Below are 16,842 nucleotides of genomic sequence, written 5' to 3' on the forward strand. Positions count from 1 at the left end.
CGCGGCGGGATTTTGGTCCCGCCGCGCTTGGTCCGAGACGTCCGAGATCAATAGATCTTGGAGAACTTTTCGATGTTGGACTTGTCGAACTGGAAGGGCGGAGCCATCGCAGCCGAGTTGCTGTCATCGAGCGTGACCTTGCCGACGCGGCCGATCGACAGCGTTGCGCCCGGCTTTGCCTCTTCCTTCTTTACCGCCAGATCATGAGCGAGGTAGACGGCGGAGTAGCCGAGGTCGATCGGATTCCAGAGGGCAACCGCCTGGCTGGAACCGTTGTCGATGAACTTCTTGAACTCGGACGGCAGCGCCAGGCCCGTGACATTGACCTTGCCGATCAGGTTTGCATCGGTGACGACCTGGGCGGCGGCGACGACGCCGACGGTGGTCGGCGCGATGATCGCCTTGAGGTTCGGGTAGGACTTCAGCAGGCCCTTGGCTTCGTCGGTGCTCTTGGCCGAATCGTCATCGCCGTAGACGGTGGCGACGAGTTTGATCTTGGGGAATTTTTCCGGCAGGATTTTCTTGGCCGCGTCGATCCAGGCGTTCTGGTTGGTCGCGGTCGACGAAGCCGACAGAATGGCGACTTCGCCGCCTTCCGGCAGATAGTCGGCGGCAAGCTTGATGATGGTCTCGCCGATCAGGCCGGTGTCGGACGGGTTGAGGTGCAGCTGGCGGCCTTCCTTGGCGACGCCCGAATCCCACGAGATGACGGTGATGCCGCGCTCCATCGCCTTCTTCAGCACCGGCACCAGCGCGTCGGCGTCATTGGCCGAAATCGCAATGGCGTTGACCTTCTGCGCGATCAGCGAATTGACCACTTCGATCTGCGCTTCGGCGGTCGCCTTGGTCGGGCCGGTGTAGATGATGTCGACATCGCCGAGTTCCTTGGCCGCCTCTTCGGCGCCCTTGTTGGCGGCGTCGAAGAAGCCGTTGCCGAGCGACTTCACCACCAGCGCGATCTTGACGTTCTCGGCATAGGCGGCATTCACGAACATGGCGGCCGAGAACGCGGCCGTCACCATCAATTTCTTCAGAAAGCTCATCGTATTTCCTCCCTTGAGCGTTGCATTCCATCGTCGCTGCGGTTGGCCTCAGGCCTGCAGCGAGGATTCTTCCTTTGCCGACTTGCGGGCGACGATCAGCGTCACACCCGCGGCCTCCAGCATGTTGGCTTCGCGATCCTCGATGCCGTCATCGGTGATGACGGTGGCGATGCGCTTGAGCCCGCACAGGATCAGGCTCGAGCGCTGGCGGAATTTCGATGAGTCGACCAGCACCACCAGTTCGTCGGCCTGGTCGATCAGTTTCTGCTCCGCCTGGATCAGCAGCGGGTCGCCTTCCATCAGGCCAAGCGGCCCCAGCCCTTGAGCGCCCATGAACATGCGGCGCGCGTAGAAATTACGCGTCACGTCATTGTCGAAGGGCGAGAGGATGATGTTCTGCTCGCGGTAGATGGTGCCGCCCGACAGCATGACGGTGTTCTTCGAATGCTTGAGCAGGTGCTCGGCGATGGGGAACGAATTGGTGAAGATCGGCATGCGGCGTCCGGTCAGGAAATGCACCATCTGGAAGGTGGTGGTGCCGCCATTGATGATGATCGGTTCGCCGTCCTTGCACAGCTCCACCGCTTCGCGCGCAATCGCGCGCTTCTGCGAAGCGTTAAGCGTTTCGTTGACGGAAAAGGGCCGGCCGGCGAGGCCGATGAACTGCGGTGGCGAGATCGCCTCGGCGCCACCACGCACGCGACGCAGGCGCTTTTGCACATGAAGAGCCGCGATATCGCGCCGGATCGTCGCCTCGGAGGAGTCCGTCAGGTCGACCATCTCCTGCACCGTCACCACAGGCTTTTCCTGGACGGCGGACAGAATGATCCTGTGGCGCTCTTTTTCGTGCATGGTTCCTCCCTGCATGGTCATGAGGCACTAGAAAACCACCAGTGTCAATCATTTCCGCTCATATAATTTCATTGTGCAGTGCAATATGATCGATCTTGATCGTTTATGATTGACAACCGAGATGCTTGCGTAGACATTTCCGGCAAAATGGACCGCGCCTTTTGCGTCCCAGGGAGGATAATCATGCTCGACAAGCGCTCCGGCTCGCGCCTTGCCAACCTTTGGGACGATGCTAAAGCCAAGGGGCTGAGCGAGCCTGAGCTTCTGGTCTATCGCTCCAACACGCTCGGCTCCGACAAGCGTGTCACCAATTATGGCGGCGGCAACACCTCGTCCAAGATCCGGCAGAAGGACCCGCTCTCCGGCGCCGAAGTCGAAGTGCTATGGGTCAAGGGCTCGGGCGGCGACAGCGCCTCGATCAAGCTGGACGGTTTCGCCACGCTTTACATGGACAAACTGCAGGCGCTGAAAGGCCTTTATCGCGGCGTCGCGCATGAGGACGAGATGGTGGGCTATCTTCCCCACTGCACCTTCAATCTCAACCCGCGCGCGGCCTCGATCGACACGCCGCTGCACGCCTATGTGCCGAAGCCGTTCGTCGATCACATGCATCCCGATGCCATTATCGCGATTGCCGCGGCCAAGGATTCCAAGGCGTTGACCAAGGAGATATTCGGTGACGCCATCGGCTGGCTGCCGTGGAAGCGGCCGGGCTTCGAACTTGGCCTCTGGCTGGAGAAATTCTGCGTCGAACACCCCGAGGCCAAGGGCGTCATCCTCGAAAGCCACGGCTTGTTCACCTGGGGCGACACACCCAAGGAGTGCTATGAGACGACGATCTCGGTCATCAACCAGGCGATCGAATGGTTCGAGCGCCGCTCCGAGGGTCTCGCCATCTTCGGCGGCGAAGTCCTCAAATCGCTAGACGCCGCAGAGCGCCGCGCCATCGCGGCGAGACTGATGCCGAGGATCCGCGGCCTGATTTCGGAGAAGAGCCACAAGCTCGGCCATTTCGACGATTCCGCCGCTGTGCTCGAATTCGTCAACTCCAGGGATTTGCGCCCGCTGGCGGCACTCGGTACCTCATGCCCGGATCATTTCCTACGCACAAAAATCCGCCCGCTGGTTATCGAGTTCGACCCAGCGAAGCCCGACGTCGAAGCCGTGATTGCGCGCCTCGCCGACGATATTGCTGAGTACCGTGTCGGCTACCAGGCCTATTACGACAGCTGCAAGCATCCGGACTCGCCCCCGATCCGTGACCCCAACGCCGTGGTCTACCTGATGCCCGGCGTCGGCATGTTCACCTTCGCCGGCGACAAGGCCACCGCCCGCATCTCTGGCGAATTCTACGTCAACGCCATCAATGTCATGCGCGGGGCCTCGACCGTTTCGTCCTATGTCGGCCTGCCGGCGCAGGAGGCCTTCGACATCGAATACTGGCTGCTCGAGGATTTGAAGCTGCAGCGCATGCCGAAGCCGAAGTCGCTCGCCGGCCAAATCGCGCTGGTCACCGGCGGCGCCGGCGGCATCGGCCGCGCCACCGCCAATCGCCTGCTGCGCGAAGGCGCCTGCGTCGTGCTGGCCGATATCGACGAGACCGCACTTGCCAAGGCCAACGACGAACTGGCGAAAGCCTATGGCAAGGACTTCGTCCGGCCGGTGCTGATCAACGTCACCGCGGAGGAGCAGGTGATTTCCGGCTTCGCCCAGACAGCCGTCGAGTTCGGCGGCATTGATATTCTCATCTCCAACGCAGGCCTCGCCTCCTCGGCGCCGATCGAGGAGACAACGCTGGCGCTGTGGAACAAGAACATGGACATATTGTCGACCGGCTATTTCCTGGTCTCGCGCGAAGCCTTCCGGCTGTTTCGCGCCCAGAAGATCGGCGGCAATGTCGTCTTCGTCGCCTCCAAGAACGGCCTTGCCGCGTCACCCAACGCCGCCGCCTATTGCACCGCCAAGGCCGCCGAAATCCATCTCGCCCGCTGCCTCGCGCTGGAAGGCGCGGAAGCCCAGATCCGGGTCAATGTCGTGAATCCGGACGCCGTGCTGCGCGGTTCGAAGATCTGGACCGGCGAGTGGAAGGAACAGCGCGCCGCCGCCTACAAGATGTCGACCGACGATCTGGAAGAACACTACCGCTCGCGCTCGATGCTGAAGCGCTCGGTGTTTCCGGAAGACATTGCCGAAGCGATTTATTTCCTGGCGTCCGACATGTCGGCCAAATCCACCGGCAACATCATCAACGTCGACGCCGGCAACGCGCAGAGCTTTACGCGCTGAGTTAAGGGCGGAGCGCTTCTCTTCTCCCCGTCACTATACGGGGAGAAGGTGGCCCGAAGGGCCGGATGAGGGGCAGCGCTGACTGAACGCATTGGGAGGAATAGCACTTGTCCGAAACCATCATCGCCGCCGATCTCGTCTCCAGCCACAACGCCCAGCGCAAACCCGACCTCGAACGCGACTACGCCTCGCTCGGGGAACGCCTCGACCGTCGCGGCATCGCCATCGACGCCATCCGCGGCAAGGTCGAGAAATTCGCCGTCGCCATTCCGTCCTGGGGCGTCGGCACCGGCGGCACACGCTTTGCCCGCTTTCCCGGCGCCGGCGAGCCGCGCGACATTTTCGACAAGATCGAGGACTGCGCCGTCATCAGCCAACTGACGCAGGCGACACCGACGGTCTCGTTGCACATCCCGTGGGACAAGGCCGATCCGAACCGGCTGAAGCAGGCCGCCTCGCGCTTCGGCCTCGGCTTCGACGCCATGAACTCCAACACCTTTTCGGATGCCAGGGATCAGACGCTCTCCTACAAATTCGGCTCGCTTTCGCATGCCGATGCCGGCACGCGCCGCCAGGCCGTCGAGCATAATCTCGAATGCATCGAGATCGGCAAGACGCTGGGGTCCAGGGCGCTGACAGTGTGGATCGGCGACGGCTCGAATTTCCCCGGCCAGGTCAATTTCGCCAAAGCCTTCGAGCGCTATCTCGACGCCATGAAGGAGATCTATGCCGGACTGCCCGCCGACTGGAAACTGTTCACCGAACACAAAATGTACGAGCCGGCTTTCTACTCCACGGTCGTGCAGGACTGGGGCACCAATTACATGATCGCCAAGGAGCTGGGCGACAAGGCGTTCTGCCTGGTCGACCTGGGCCACCATGCGCCCAATGTCAACATCGAGATGATCGTGTCGCGGCTGATCCAGTTCAAGAAACTGGGCGGCTTCCATTTCAACGATTCGAAGTATGGCGACGACGATCTCGATGCCGGCTCGATCGATCCCTATCGGCTGTTCCTGGTCTTCAACGAACTGGTTGATGCAGAGCTTTCCGGCGCCGAGGGTTTCGATCCCGCCCACATGCTCGACCAGAGCCACAACGTCACCGACCCGATCGAAAGCCTGATGCTGTCGGCCCTCGAGGTGCAGCGCGCCTATGCGCAGGCGCTGCTGGTCGACCGCAAGGCGCTCGAGGGTTTCCAGGACGGCAATGATGCGCTGATGGCGACGCAGACGCTGAAAGCTGCCTACCGCACCGATGTCGAGCCGATCCTTGCCATGGCGCGGCTGAACACAGGCGGCGCCATCGATCCAGTCGCCGCATATCGCGCGGCGGGCTACCGGGCGAAGGTCGCGGCGGAACGGCCGGCGGTTGTGGGCGGTTCAGGCGGGATTGTTTGAGATTGGCTAATCTCCACCACAGGGGGGAGATCAGCTTGCCTCCGCCGGCAGGCGAACACCAATATGTGTTCGCTCATATTGATGATGGACTCGGCCGCTCCATGTAGCTCTTCTAGGCACACCGCACTTGGAGCACCGCCATGCCCTTGACCCGCCGGACGCTGATTGGCGTCACCCTTTCGCTCGCAATTGCGCTCGCGCCATCCGGCGCGCTCCATGCCGCCTCGCCTCAACCTGCGAAGGGCGAGCACGGCATGGTCGTCACCGCCCAGCATCTGGCGTCGGAAGCCGGCGTCGAGGTGCTGAAGAAGGGCGGCAATGCCGTCGATGCGGCGGTCGCCGTCGGCTATGCGCTCGCCGTCGTCTACCCTAATGCCGGCAATATCGGCGGTGGCGGGTTCATGACCATCCGCTTCAAGGACGGCAAATCGACCTTCCTCGATTTCCGCGAGCGCGCGCCGCTGGCGGCAACCAAGATCATGTATCTCGACAAGGACGGCAATCCGGTGAAGGGCGCCAGCCTTGATGGCTACCTTGCGGTCGGCGTACCTGGTTCCGTGGCAGGGTTCGAGATGGCTCGTGAAAAATATGGCACGCTGCCACGCCAGGATTTGATGGCGCCGGCAATTGCCTATGCCAAGGATGGCTTCATCCTCGACCAGGGCGACGCTGCTTCATTCGCAAGCAATGCCGCACGGCTGGCGAAGGACCCTGCCGCCGCCGCCATCTTCCTGAAGCCGGACGGCAAACCCTATGGCGCCGGCGAGCGTCTCCTCCAGCGCGATCTTGCAGCCTCGCTCGCCGCCATCTCCGAAAAAGGCGCCGACGCCTTCTACAAAGGCGCCATCGCCGGCGCCATCGTCAAGGCGAGCGGCGCCAGGGGCGGCATTCTGGCCAAGGCAGACTTCGAGCAATATAAGGTACGCGAGCTGCAACCGGTGAGCTGCACCTATCGCGGTTACGAGATCGTCTCTTCGCCCCCGCCAAGCTCGGGCGGCGTCATCATCTGCGAAATCCTCAACGTGCTGGAGGGCTACCCGCTGTCCTATCTTGGCGCCGGCTCGGCCGAGACGGTGCATGTCATGGTCGAGGCGATGCGCTACGCCTATGTGGACCGCAACTCGGCGCTCGGCGATCCCGATTTCGTCGACAATCCGGTCTCGAAACTGCTCGACAAGGGTTACGCCAAGGAGATCCGCGACAAGATCGACCCGTTCCGCGCCGGCGTCTCGCAGGATTTGATGCCGAAGGGCTTCGGCAAGTCGAAGGAAACGACGCACTATTCGATCATCGACGATGACGGCAATGCGGTCGCGGTCACCTATACGCTGAACGGCTCGTTCGGCGCCGGCGTGGTCGCGGACGGCACCGGCATCCTGCTCAACAACGAGATGGATGATTTCACCCAGAAGCCTGGCGTGCCCAACCTCTACGGTCTCGTCCAGGGAGAGGCCAATGCTATCCAGCCGAAGAAGACGCCGCTGTCATCGATGAGCCCGACCATCGTCGCCAAGGACGGCAAGCCGTTCATGGTTATCGGCAGCCCCGGCGGCTCGCGCATCATCACCATCACGCTGGAAGCCATCGTCAACGTCATCGACCACGGCATGAACATCCAGGAGGCGATCGACGCATCGCGCATCCACCATCAATGGCTGCCCGACACGATCTATGTCGAACCCTTCGGCCTGTCGCCCGACACTGAAAAACTGCTGGCCGGCATGGGCTACCACCTCGATCTCGCGGATTCTACCTGGGGTCAGGCGGCCGGCATTCTTGTCGGGGGCAAGAGCCTGGCGGAAATCGAGAAGGGCGGCGGCGCCCGCTACAACGGCGCCATCGACAGCCGCGCCGCATCCGGCGAGGCGATTGGCTACTGATCAAAACAAGAGATTGATCAGAGGACGAGCGTAAGCGTCGACCCGACGAGCATCAGCGCCGCGATCACGACGAACGCCGCGTAGATGCGGGGACGGTCGAGGAGCAGCGCATTGCCCGATATCCAGGCCGCGGTTGCGCCGCCAAGCGCAAACAGGAAGCCGTTCCGGTGACCAAAGGTCATGGAAGCGGCCATCAGCCCGCCAATGATCAGCGCGCCGAAGACGATGATCACGGCAACGGCGTATTTCTCGAAGTCGTTGCCGCCGCCCATGGCCGGGCCGATCGCGTTCAAATTCGTCAGATCGTCCGGATCGAACGGGTTGGTCGATCCATATTCATCTTGACCGACAGGTTCTCGCATCATTCATTCTCCGCTGACCGGCAACAAATCATCAACATCCGCCAAGCGCAACCGGATCGCGCCTTGCCGAAGGCCGCCGATGCGGTCTTCAACACTTTCTGATGCCGACTTGCCACGGTTTTTTTGCGCCGGTTCACAAAATCTACCCTGCTTTCGGGTCCACACGCCTGAATACCTGGAAAATGAATTACCTGGAAAAATCGCTGCGCACGATGCGGTGCCGCTGCAGCTTGTCGTAGAAGGTCTTGCGCGGAATGCCGAGCGCTTCAATCGTGCGCCGGACATCGCCGTCATTGCGGCCAAGCGCCTCGCGGATGACATTGGCTTCATAGCGTTCCAGCCGTTCCGGCAGTGAGCTGGCGTCATCCGGCTCCGCCGGGGCGGAAGGTGGCGCTTGCGCCGCTTCCTCGAGTCCCAGCACGAAACGCTCGGCGAAATGCGCGAGTTCACGCACATTGCCCGGCCAGTCGTGCTGGCTCAGATGGCGGTGCACTGAGGCAGGCACGGCTGGCATTTGCCGGCGGAAGCGGCCGGCTGCACGCTCTGCGAAGTAGAAGAACAGCAGGGCGACGTCGTCGCGGCGTTCGCGCAGCGGCGGGATCGAGATCGTCACCACATTGAGCCGGTAGTAGAGATCCTCGCGGAAGGCGCCGCGCCGGCTGGCGTCGCCGAGATCGACCTTGGCGGCGGCGACGACGCGCAGGTCGACCGGCCGGATTTCATTGGTGCCGAGCGGCGTCACCTCGCGCATTTCCAGCACCCGCAGCATCTGCACCTGGGTCGAGGCCGGCATGCTTTCGATCTCGTCGAGGAACAGCGTGCCGCCGCTCGAATGCTCGATCCGGCCGATGCGCTTCTTCTGTGCGCCGGTGAAGGCGCCGGCCTCATGGCCGAACAGCTCGCTTTCGATGACCGTGTCCGGCAGCGCGCCGCAATTCAGCGCCACGAAATTGCCCCTGGCGCGGCGGCTCCAGCGATGCAGCAGGCTCGCCACCACCTCCTTGCCGGAGCCGGTCTCGCCGGTCACCAGAACGTCGACATCGGTATCGGCGATTTGCCGCAGCGTCCGGCGCAATCGCTCCATCGCCAGCGTCTGCCCGATCAGCGGCAGGCCGTCCTGCGCCTGTTCGGCGCTTTCGCGCAAGGCGCGGTTCTCCATCACCAGCCGGCGCTTTTCCGCCGCCCGTGCCACACTTTGCGCCAGCCGGTCGGCGGCGAAAGGCTTGGTGATGAAGTCGTAGGCGCCATCCTTGATCGCCTTGACCGCAACCGCGATGTCGCCATGCCCGGTGACCAGGATGACCGGAATGTCGGCATCAAGCTGCAAGACGCGGTCGAAGAGCTGCAGGCCGTCAATGCCGGGCATGCGGATGTCGGACACCACCACGCCGGGAAAATTGGCGTCGAGCCCGGCCAGCGCCTCGGCCGCCACCGCAAAGGCCGAGACGGAAAAACCAGCGAGTTCCAGCGTCTGCCGAGTGGCCCTCAGCAATTCGCTGTCGTCGTCGATCAATACGACCGGTGCGGTGTCCATCATGCTGCCCTGGCGAGGTGAACGGTGAAGCGCGTGCCGTCTCTGCCGCTCGCCACCTCGATGCGCCCGCCATAATCGGCGACGATGTCCTGCGAGATGACGAGGCCGAGCCCCAGGCCTTTTTCCTTCGAGGTGTTGAACGGCGTGAACAATGACTTGAGGATGGCAGGCGAAATGCCCGGCCCATTGTCGGCGACGGCAAGCGCCACGCCGTCGGCCGTCTCCTGGGCCGACACCTGCACCCTGGCGCCGTCGCGCCCGTCCAGCGCTTCCAGCGCATTCTGGAACAGGTTGATCAGCACCTGTTCGAGCCGCAGCCGGTTGCCCATCACCTTGAGCGTTACCGGCGGCAGCGTGATATCGAGCGCGTCCAGCCGGCCGGCAAAGCGGCTTCTGAGCAGCACCACGGCGCCCTCGATGACGCCGCGCAGTTCGACCGGTTCGGCTGCCGTGCGCCCCTTGCGGGCAAAGACCTTCAACTCTTCGGTGATGCCGCCGATGCGCTCGGTCAGCGCGGCAATCGCTCCAAGGTTCTCCTCGGCCGAGGCGGTCTGCTTGCGCTCCAGGAACACACGGGCATTGTCGGCATAGGCGCGGATGGTCGCCACCGGCTGGTTGATCTCATGCGCGACGCCGGCGGCAACCTGGCCGAGGGTAGCAAGACGGTTGGCCTGCACCAATTCCTGCTGCATGACCTGCAGCTTGGCTTCGGTGCTGCGGTGATCGGTGATCTCGGCCTGCAGCCGGTCGCGCGCCAGGCTGAGGTCATGCGTACGCTCGACGACGCGGCGCTCGAGCTCGATGCGCGCTGCCTGTTCGGCAGCGATGCGCATCTGCGCCGACTGACGGCGCCACAGGAGATAGCCGGCCAGCGCCAGCAACGGCACCACGACGCCCAGCGCCAGCAGCCGCATCTCACGCACCGCAGCCGCGATCGGCGCTTCGACCGGCACGAGATAATCGAGCCGCCATGGCGTCGATTGGACCAGTGTCGAAAGCCTGAGATATTCGGCATCGCTGCCGCCCGGTGTTATCGCATGCACCATCGACACGTCAGGGCTCAATGCCTCGGGGCGTGTGATCGGCAAGGGGATCAGCGGCGCGTTGCCGAATTGCTGGCTGCTCCGGATGGCGGCAGCCACCGGGCCGGCCAGCGGCGCGGTGGTCATGAAGCGCCAGGACGGCACGCTGGTGATCAGCACGACGCCGTGGTCGTCGCTGACATAGGCCGGCCGGTTGGCCTCATGCCAGTCGGCTTCAAGCTGGTCGAATTCCATCTTGACGACGACGACGCCGAGCGGTGCCGCCGCATTGCCGACGCGACGCGAAATATAGAGGCCCGGGCGCTTGCTGATGTTGCCCAGCGCAAAATATTCGGCCGTTCCCGATTGCATGGCGCCGGAGAAATAGGCGCGGAAGCCATAGTCGTTGCCGACGAAGCTGGTTGTTTCGCGCCAGTTGCTGGAGGCGATCGCAAACCCGTCGACGCCGGTGACGTAAAGCACCGAAGCCTTGGTGCCGGAGACCAGCCCTTCGAGCTTGCGGTTGAGCACGTCGATCGTGACAGCGCCCTTGTTCTGCAGGGCGTCATGCACCTGCTGGTCCTCGGACAAGAGCAGCGGCAGCGCCCGCGGGCTTTCCAGCACGGCGCGCAGCAACGCTACCTTCAGATTGGCATCGGTGCGGCCTTGCGCCGCCAGTGCCGCGACCTCGGCGCGGCGCGCGTAGAAGCCGGCGCCGGTGAGCGCCGTGGCAACGATCACCAGCGCGATCGCCGCAAACAGCAGCCAGGCGCGACGCGCGCTTTTGCCGAGTTGCTCGGGCGTCGGCGACAGGACCGCGGCAGGGCGTTGCAGCATCCCCTATTTGTGCATGATTTCGCACAAAGCACAATTCGATCATGCGGATGTCCGCACTTGCGGTTGCGGGGCACCAGCTCGGTCGGTCGAATACCCAACAAAATCAATGGCTGCGGTAATGCCGCACAGTCTGGCACGGCAGTTGCTATCACCGATACAGCAGTCGCAAGGCTGCGGAAAACAACTGCCCCGGGAGGTCGAGCTTTCGATCGGGGCGCCATGGAGGACGTCATGCAGCCAGCATTCGCTGCCGCCGAACCGGGCGGCAAGCTACCCTTTTACCGTCATCTCTACGTGCAGGTCCTGACGGCGATCGCCGCCGGCGTGCTGCTCGGTCATTTCTATCCCGAACTCGGTGCTTCGCTGAAGCCGCTCGGCGATGCCTTCATCAAGCTGGTCAAGATGGTGATCGCGCCAGTCATCTTCCTGACGGTGACCACCGGCATTGCCGGCGTCTCCGACCTGAAAAAGGTTGGCCGTGTCGCCGGCAAGGCGATGATCTATTTCCTGGTCTTTTCGACCCTGGCGCTGGTCGTCGGCATGGTCGTCTCCAACGTCGTCCAACCGGGCGCCGGCATGCACATCAATGCGGCGACGCTCGACCCCTCGAAGGTCGCCACCTTCACCGAGAAGGCGCATGACACGACCATCGTCGGCTTCCTGCTCAACATCATCCCCGACACCATCACCGGCGCCTTCGCGCAAGGCGACATTCTGCAAGTGCTGTTCTTCTCGGTGCTGTTCGGCATCTCTCTCGCTCTGGTCGGCGAGCGCGGCCGCCCGGTCGTCGATTTCCTGCAGGCGCTGACCTCGCCTATCTTCCGCCTGGTCGCCATCCTGATGAAGGCCGCCCCTATCGGCGCCTTCGGCGCCATGGCCTTCACCGTCGGCAAATACGGCATCGGCGCGATTGCCAACCTCGCCTTTCTGATCGGCACCTTCTACCTGACGTCGCTGCTCTTCGTGCTGGTCGTGCTCGGCGCTGTCGCTTGGTACAACGGCTTCTCGATCCTCGCCTTGATCCGCTACATCAAGGAAGAGCTGCTGCTGGTGCTCGGCACCTCGTCCTCGGAAGCCGCTCTTCCCGGCCTGATGGCCAAGATGGAGCGCGCCGGCTGCAACCGCTCGGTGGTCGGCCTGGTCATCCCGACCGGCTACTCCTTCAACCTCGACGGCACCAACATCTACATGACGCTGGCGGCGCTGTTCATCGCCCAGGCGACCGACACGCCGCTCACCTATGGCGACCAGATCCTGCTGCTGCTGGTTGCCATGCTGAGCTCCAAGGGTGCCGCCGGCATCACCGGCGCCGGCTTTATCACGCTGGCCGCCACGCTCTCGGTGGTGCCTACTGTGCCGGTCGCCGGCATGGCACTGATCCTCGGCGTCGACCGCTTCATGTCGGAATGCCGAGCGCTGACCAATTTCGTCGGCAATGCAGTGGCGACGATCGTTGTGGCGCGCTGGGAAGGCGAACTCGACCAGACCAAGTTCGCCGCCGCCATGGCCGGCACATTGTCCGAGGAAGCCGACCTGGCGCTGTCGGGCGATCTGCAGCCCGCCTGACCGCTCCGGGCACTGACGTTTGAGCACAAGGCCGCAGCCGATTCGGTTGCGGCCTTTCCTTTTCCGCCTGCACGCGGCTGGCGCTGGCCGGGCCCTCCCGGGTAGGGTGCGGACGTAAAACCGAAAGGCCGGCCCATGAGCAATCCGTACCCCGAAATCTACCTCGTCCGTCACGGCGAGACGGAGTGGAGCGCTTCGGGAAAACACACCGGCCGCACCGACATACCGTTGACGCCAAAGGGCGAGGCGGCAGCTCGCGGCGTGGCGGACCGGCTCAAGGATCTGTCCTTCCAGGCGGTGTGGTCGAGCCCGTCGCAGCGAGCCTTCAGCACCTGCACGCTTGCCGGCTTCGGCGCTGCTGCCGTCAAGAAGGACGACCTGCAGGAATGGGACTATGGCGCCTATGAGGGCGTTGAGACCAAGGAGATTCTTGTGCAGCGCCCCGGCTGGCAATTGTTCCGTGACGGCTGTCCCGACGGCGAGTCGGTAGCGGATGTTGGTGCCAGGGCCGTCAGGATCATCGCCGGGCTGCGGGCAATCGAGGGCAATGTGCTGGTGTTTTCAAGCTCGCATTTCCTGCGCGTGCTGGCCGCGCGCTGGCTCGGTCTGCCACCCGAAGGCGGTGCGCACTTCGTGCTTGATACCGCGAGCCTCAGCATCCTCGGCTATGAGCACGATCTGAGCGAGCCGGTGATACGCAGGTGGAACCAGAAGTAGTGTTTCTCAGCAAGCCTGCCTCTTAACGCGCGAGCACCGCCAATTCCTCCGATGTCAGATGCCGCGCCTTGCCCTTGGCGAGCTCGCCGAGCTGCAAACCGCCGATCGCCACCCGAACCAGCCTCAGCACCTCGATGTCGAATGCCCCGAGCAGGCGGCGGATCTGGCGGTTGCGGCCCTCGTCGAGCACGATTTCCAGCCAGGCAGTGCGGCCGCCGCTGCGCAGCAGTTCGATCGAACTTGCGGTCAGCAGTTCGCCGTCGACGATCGCTCCGTCGCGAAAGCGCGCCAGCATCGCTTCGTCGGGCGCGGTGCCGATCTGGACATGATAGGTCTTGGCGACATGCGAGGCCGGATCGAGCAGGCGGTTGGCCCAGCGCGTGTCGTTGGTCATCAGCAACAGGCCTTCGCTGGCCTTGTCGAGGCGGCCGACCGGCGACACGAAAGGCAACTCCAGTTCCACCAGGCAGTCATAGACGGTGCCACGATCCTGCGGGTCATCGCGCGTGGTGACCTGTCCGCGCGGCTTATTGATCATCAGGTAGACTTTTGCCTCGCCGACGATCTGCTCGCCGTCGACAGCGATGCGGTCGCGGCCGAGATCGACACGCAGCGACGGATCGCGCACCACCTTGCCGCCAACCTGCACGCGCCCTTCGGCGATCAGCAGCTCGGCCTGCTTGCGCGAACACAGGCCGAGTTTGGAAAGCGCCCGGTTCAGGCTGACGCCTGCGCTCGGGGCCTGGTGTTGGGCGATGTCTGGTGGCCGTGCCATGTCCTGCTTGCCATCCCAATGATCGGCATCGACAAATGCCACGCCCCGCATTGGCTTCGCAACCTGCCGCGGCACCAACATCACCAGTTCGCGGGAGCGCGGCTGCTCTCAATTACGATGTGTCAGGGCGTCGGGCTCAACAGCCCGCCATGGAACGCAGCCCCGCGAGAGACGTTGTTGCCGACGAGCGATTTGTCGCCAAAGGCACCGCCATGAAGAGAATCTACGAAAAACCGACGCTCGTGAAGCGAGGCAGGCTCACCAGCCTGACGGCTCAGATCGTCGCTTCTGGGGTCATTCTGGGTGAATGATCCCCAGATAAAGGAAGGGATAAATCGATGAGCGAGCGCGGCGTTGATTTCCTGCAGGGCTGGATCCACGAGCACCTGCCGGGCGAACTGCCTGCCAACAAGGCAACGGCTCGAACCCTGACCACGCGAGCTGCCCTGGATGCTCGGCATTTAGGCCTTGAGGTCAGCGAGATCGAAGAGGAGTTCGGTTCGTTGGAACGGGTGATTTTCGAGGCACTCGATCAGCCCGATATCTGAGCCCCCGATATGAGCCCATCGCAGGCGAATATCGGCCCATCGCCATCCTGGCGGTGGGCTTTTCGGTGATGGCATCCGAGGGTGCCCAGCGCTAGGCAGCCCGCGCAGCTGACGCTCCCCGTGCCGGCGGCAATTCGAACACAGTGGCGCCGTTCTCCCGGCCGCGTTCGACATAACCGATGACACGGAACCATTTGCCGACGTCGGCCCGCTGCAGCCAGCTGCGCGAGTGGATGGGCAGGTTGCCGGCCAGCGCCTGAATGTGGCGGATGTGGCGCCTGCAGAAGCGGACCGTCGCGGCGCTGAAGAAACCCTCCTGCGCGGCAAACAGCGTGTCGGCGGCGTCGCTGTTTTCGTGCCAGGCGACGATCGCCACCGTCTTGTCGCCGTCGACCAGCGCGAGCGCCCGGCCTTCCTTCAAATTCATCATCAGATTGTCGTAGGCGACCTTGCTGTCCTTGCCGGCGGCCACATACTCGTCCGACATCCGCGTGGACAGATCGCGGAAGACACTTTCGAGATCGCCGATCGTAGCTGCGCGTGCTCGCATTTCTCCTCCTGCAGCCCCGGCAGGCAGTTTGCCCTAGGCAGACGGGATCACCAAGCAAATCAAATCCGCCATTTGGCCGATGAGCGCAAAGTGATTTCATTGGGCGGCAAATGTTGGACGCCGCCATCTCCTATCGCGGCAAGCCTGTCATTCGCGTTGCGCCGGTTTTCGTATTTGGTTGACATTGGGCTGATGGAGGCGCGGGTTGCGCCGGGCGTTTGGGCCTTGGGGCATATTTCAATGAAAAAAAGTATACGAAAAGCCGGTCCTGCACCGGAAGGGCAAACTTGCGGCGCATGTTGCTTCGCCTACGTCAGGTGGCGGCGGAACCATTGACGTTCCGCCATCCACTGACGAGACTTGATATAGAGCTCCACTGAGCGCGAGACTTGCTGATCAACAGAAAGCCCGCTGGCTCAGGCCGGCGGGCTTCTTTCGTTTCTGGAACCATTTCAGTGCATGCCGAATTGACTCGCGATCGCGTTCGGGAGGGGAAGCATGCAAGACCAGCATGTCGATGAGCCGGTTCGCGTGGCGCTCGGCAGGTCCGGAAACACGATCTACAAGGTGGAGCGCGTGGCGCAGGCCGCCGACATCCTGATGAACCGCTGGCCCGCGAAGACGGGCCGCTATCACGTCGCCGCCCGCAAGGCCTGCCTCGGCGTTCTCGAAGGCCTGAAAGAGGCGCACTATGCCCGCGCTGCCTTCGTCAATGCGGCGATCGAGGCCGATATACTGGTCGAGCGCGACCGCGAGGGTTGAACGGCCACGGCTTTCCATCGCCTCTTTGTTTGCGTAACGTAAACTGGCAGACCGGTCGGGAGCCTTCCATGTGCAACGACTATGAGCAGCATATTCTCTGGGCTGAATATTGCCGGATGCTGGAGTCGCTGGCACTCGAGATCCCGACCCACCAGACGGAACTTGACCTGCCGCAGGTTGATGACATCCGCATCAATGATCCGGCCCCGATCATGCGCGCCGCCGGCGACGCCGGCGCTGTCGAACTGACGTCGATGACGTTCGGATTTCCACCGGCCGGACCGAAAGGCGGACCAGTGTTCAACTTCCGCTCCGAAGGCAGGCAATTCGCCGGCAGCAAACGCTGCCTCGTTCCGGCATCCGCCTTCTTCGAGTTCACGGGCACGAAGTATCCGAAGGCAAAGCATCGCTTCACGCTCAACGGCTCGCCGTTCATGGCCATCGCAGGGCTTTGGCGTGAAGCTGCCGGCAACAAGCCGCCAACCTTCACCATGCTGACAACCGAGCCTGGACCGGATATTGCGCCCTATCACAGTCGGCAGGTCGTGGTGTTTCGGCCCGGCGATTGGGCGGCTTGGCTCAGTCTGACGAAGCCGGAAGCCGGACTGCTGCAGCCGCTTCCAGCCGGCTCGCTGCGCGTGGAGACCGTGCGCCCCGAAAGTTCATAACTCGGTTGCGCAGGCTTGCCGGCACAGCCGGCAGGCCGAA

General features: G+C 63.2%; 16 protein-coding genes. 9 read left to right on the plus strand and 7 right to left on the minus strand.

Annotated features, from left to right (window positions below):
• Nucleotides 1-47 precede the first annotated feature (47 nt).
• Nucleotides 48-1,043 (minus strand): rhamnose ABC transporter substrate-binding protein, encoded by a 996-nt coding sequence (rhaS, locus tag NKJ88_RS10550; RefSeq protein ID WP_023669661.1) that lies wholly within the window; start codon nucleotides 1,041-1,043, stop codon nucleotides 48-50.
• Between the two features lie 48 nt (nucleotides 1,044-1,091).
• Nucleotides 1,092-1,895, minus strand: a complete 804-nt coding sequence (locus NKJ88_RS10555; protein ID WP_023669662.1) for a DeoR/GlpR family DNA-binding transcription regulator — start codon at nucleotides 1,893-1,895, stop codon at nucleotides 1,092-1,094.
• A gap of 183 nt (nucleotides 1,896-2,078) precedes the next feature.
• Here NKJ88_RS10555 and NKJ88_RS10560 point away from each other — a divergent pair, with 183 nt between their 5' ends.
• From NKJ88_RS10560 to ggt, 3 genes are all read left to right on the plus strand, one after another.
• Nucleotides 2,079-4,181, plus strand: coding sequence for a bifunctional rhamnulose-1-phosphate aldolase/short-chain dehydrogenase (locus tag NKJ88_RS10560; RefSeq protein WP_023823716.1), 2,103 nt, complete (start codon nucleotides 2,079-2,081; stop codon nucleotides 4,179-4,181).
• Between the two features lie 107 nt (nucleotides 4,182-4,288).
• Nucleotides 4,289-5,581, plus strand: coding sequence for an L-rhamnose catabolism isomerase (gene rhaI, locus NKJ88_RS10565; protein WP_023823715.1), 1,293 nt, complete (start codon nucleotides 4,289-4,291; stop codon nucleotides 5,579-5,581).
• A gap of 140 nt (nucleotides 5,582-5,721) precedes the next feature.
• The gene (gene ggt / locus NKJ88_RS10570; RefSeq protein WP_023823714.1) at nucleotides 5,722-7,461 is read left to right on the plus strand and encodes a gamma-glutamyltransferase; all 1,740 of its coding nucleotides are present in this window, start codon (nucleotides 5,722-5,724) and stop codon (nucleotides 7,459-7,461) included.
• 17 nt (nucleotides 7,462-7,478) lie between these two features.
• Here the strand turns inward: ggt and NKJ88_RS10575 are convergent, their stop codons facing one another.
• From NKJ88_RS10575 to NKJ88_RS10585, 3 genes are all read right to left on the minus strand, one after another.
• The gene (locus NKJ88_RS10575) at nucleotides 7,479-7,826 is read right to left on the minus strand and encodes a hypothetical protein (protein WP_032885862.1); all 348 of its coding nucleotides are present in this window, start codon (nucleotides 7,824-7,826) and stop codon (nucleotides 7,479-7,481) included.
• 184 nt (nucleotides 7,827-8,010) lie between these two features.
• Entirely contained in the window at nucleotides 8,011-9,360 is a 1,350-nt protein-coding gene (locus NKJ88_RS10580; protein WP_023823713.1) for a sigma-54-dependent transcriptional regulator, read from the minus strand.
• Nucleotides 9,357-11,216: a sensor histidine kinase gene (locus tag NKJ88_RS10585; RefSeq protein ID WP_023823712.1), complete on the minus strand. Its 1,860-nt coding sequence runs from the start codon at nucleotides 11,214-11,216 to the stop codon at nucleotides 9,357-9,359. The genes NKJ88_RS10580 and NKJ88_RS10585 overlap by 4 nt, the downstream gene beginning before the upstream one ends.
• Nucleotides 11,217-11,447: 231 nt before the next feature.
• Here NKJ88_RS10585 and NKJ88_RS10590 point away from each other — a divergent pair, with 231 nt between their 5' ends.
• Both NKJ88_RS10590 and NKJ88_RS10595 read left to right on the plus strand, forming a co-directional pair.
• Nucleotides 11,448-12,782 (plus strand): dicarboxylate/amino acid:cation symporter, encoded by a 1,335-nt coding sequence (locus NKJ88_RS10590; protein ID WP_023823711.1) that lies wholly within the window; start codon nucleotides 11,448-11,450, stop codon nucleotides 12,780-12,782.
• 135 nt (nucleotides 12,783-12,917) lie between these two features.
• On the plus strand, nucleotides 12,918-13,499 hold the full coding sequence (locus tag NKJ88_RS10595; RefSeq protein WP_352444017.1) for a histidine phosphatase family protein: 582 nt from the start codon (nucleotides 12,918-12,920) through the stop codon (nucleotides 13,497-13,499).
• A gap of 22 nt (nucleotides 13,500-13,521) precedes the next feature.
• Here NKJ88_RS10595 and NKJ88_RS10600 read toward each other — a convergent pair whose 3' ends face one another.
• On the minus strand, nucleotides 13,522-14,274 hold the full coding sequence (locus NKJ88_RS10600) for a pseudouridine synthase (RefSeq protein WP_023696665.1): 753 nt from the start codon (nucleotides 14,272-14,274) through the stop codon (nucleotides 13,522-13,524).
• Nucleotides 14,275-14,423: 149 nt separating this feature from the next.
• On the opposite strand from NKJ88_RS10600, the gene NKJ88_RS10605 reads away from it, so the two are divergent.
• Together NKJ88_RS10605 and NKJ88_RS10610 are read left to right on the plus strand one after the other, a co-directional pair.
• Nucleotides 14,424-14,585, plus strand: coding sequence for a hypothetical protein (locus NKJ88_RS10605; protein ID WP_023696664.1), 162 nt, complete (start codon nucleotides 14,424-14,426; stop codon nucleotides 14,583-14,585).
• Between the two features lie 27 nt (nucleotides 14,586-14,612).
• Nucleotides 14,613-14,822, plus strand: a complete 210-nt coding sequence (locus NKJ88_RS10610) for a DUF768 domain-containing protein (protein ID WP_023696663.1) — start codon at nucleotides 14,613-14,615, stop codon at nucleotides 14,820-14,822.
• Nucleotides 14,823-14,913: 91 nt separating this feature from the next.
• Here NKJ88_RS10610 and NKJ88_RS10615 read toward each other — a convergent pair whose 3' ends face one another.
• Nucleotides 14,914-15,372, minus strand: coding sequence for a hypothetical protein (locus NKJ88_RS10615; RefSeq protein ID WP_023823708.1), 459 nt, complete (start codon nucleotides 15,370-15,372; stop codon nucleotides 14,914-14,916).
• Between the two features lie 498 nt (nucleotides 15,373-15,870).
• Here NKJ88_RS10615 and NKJ88_RS10620 point away from each other — a divergent pair, with 498 nt between their 5' ends.
• On the plus strand, nucleotides 15,871-16,134 hold the full coding sequence (locus NKJ88_RS10620; protein ID WP_023823707.1) for a DUF982 domain-containing protein: 264 nt from the start codon (nucleotides 15,871-15,873) through the stop codon (nucleotides 16,132-16,134).
• Between the two features lie 68 nt (nucleotides 16,135-16,202).
• Entirely contained in the window at nucleotides 16,203-16,802 is a 600-nt protein-coding gene (locus NKJ88_RS10625; RefSeq protein ID WP_023823706.1) for an SOS response-associated peptidase, read from the plus strand.
• The last annotated feature ends 40 nt before the right edge of the window (nucleotides 16,803-16,842 follow it).

This window comes from Mesorhizobium sp. M0016, assembly GCF_040324035.1.
Classification (GTDB): Bacteria; Pseudomonadota; Alphaproteobacteria; order Rhizobiales; family Rhizobiaceae; genus Mesorhizobium.